Annotated in this window: 1 protein-coding gene; it reads right to left on the bottom strand. The window is 64.0% G+C overall.

The genetic code is table 11. The annotated features are described in order from the left end of the window. Positions 1–39 precede the first annotated feature (39 nt). Positions 40–1,257, bottom strand: a complete 1,218-nt coding sequence (locus GOAMR_RS19865; protein WP_005192199.1) for an IS110 family RNA-guided transposase — start codon at positions 1,255–1,257, stop codon at positions 40–42. Between the last annotated feature and the right edge of the window lie 278 nt (positions 1,258–1,535).

Below are 1,535 nucleotides of genomic sequence, written 5' to 3'. Positions count from 1 at the left end.
GGAGCGAGGGTCACGAAGACATCCCAGGGGTGTTCGGTGTCAAGCTGGGAGGGTGTTGCGGTGGCCCCAGGCGGTGTGTTCGTCGTAGCGGGTGCGTGTTTTCAGGCATCCGTGCAGGATGCCGATGAGTCGGTTGGCCAGGGCGCGCAGGGCTTGGGTGTGTGAGCGTTGACCGGTTTTGAGGTGGTCGTAGTAGGCGCGGGCGCCGGGGCTGGCGCAGAGCGCTCCTTGGGCCATGCGCAGGGCGGCGTCGGTGAGCCGATTGTTGCGGATGTGACGGGCCAGCACGGCATGACTTTTCCCCGAAGCGATGGTTCGGGGTGAGGTTCCGGCGTAGTTTTTGCGACACTTGGCACTGGCATAGCGTTCGGGGTCGTCCCCGAACTCGCCGAGCATCCGGGCGCCGGTGATGTCACCGATTCCGGGCAGGGACAGGTAGATCTCGGCGTCCGGATGCGTTCTAAAAGACTGTGCCAGTTGGGTTTGCAGGTCACTGATCTGGGTGTTGAGCGAGATCAGCAGGTTCACTGTCGCGGTCACGGTGGCTGCGTAGGCGGCGGTGCTGGCCGGTGAGGTGTGCAGATGGCCCTGTGCGCGTAAGGACTGCTGGATCTGACGGGCACGCTCATCGAGGTGACGTTGTCGGCCACCGCGTGTGAGGGTCGCTCTCAACGCCGACAACGACATCCGGGCTCCCCGCTCGGGGGTGGGTGCGCGCAGCAGCACACTCAGACAGTCATGGTGTGCCAGATCCTCACCGAACGCCTCGATCGCGGCGGGATAGTAGGCACACAGCTGGGCACGCAGCACGTTCTGCTGCCCAGCACGCATCCACACCAGGTTCTGATGGGCGCGGGCCATCACCGTGATCGCAGCGACCTCGGCACTGTCGGTGGCCACCGGCCGATGATTGTGCCGGTCGGTGCGGACCAGGTCAGCCAAAAGTTTGGCATCAGCCTTGTCGGACTTGGTACCGGCCAGATGGTGGCGATCTCGATACCGGCGCACCGACAGCGGGTTGATCGCGTACACCTGATAGCCGGCGCCGATCAACGCCGCAGCCCACATGCCGTGATCGGTTTCGATCCCCACGATCACCTGGCCCGCATCCTGGCACACCCCGGCCAGCATCTGATGCAACACGGTGATACCGCCGGCATCATTGGGCAGCCGCCTGCTCGCCAGCACGCTGCCCTGCTCATCCATCACGCACACATCGTGGTGATCGGCAGCCCAGTCATTACCCACGAAAATCATGACGGTTCCTCACCTCAGCTTTCCCTTGCTCTACCAGCAACAACGGTGCGAGCCTTGGTGAACCACCCGACGCGGCCTAATGGATCAGTGCTCACCACCAGCCGGTGGGGCACGCCATCCCAGGAGCGTTCCCAGGCGATCCCCGCCCGGTCAGGTCACGGTCTTCGTCGAGAAATCCCACACACGTTTCAGGGTCCGGCAGTGATCACCGACCAGGAAGGCTCACAGACCAGCATCCTCGCCTTCAGAACGCTGATCCACCCCCATTAGGGTCCGGC

The organism is Gordonia amarae NBRC 15530 (assembly GCF_000241345.1).
GTDB classification, from domain to species: Bacteria; Actinomycetota; Actinomycetes; order Mycobacteriales; family Mycobacteriaceae; genus Gordonia; species Gordonia amarae.
The sequence above is the reverse complement of the archived record's forward strand: the minus strand, read 5'-3'. Positions and strand labels throughout refer to the sequence as shown.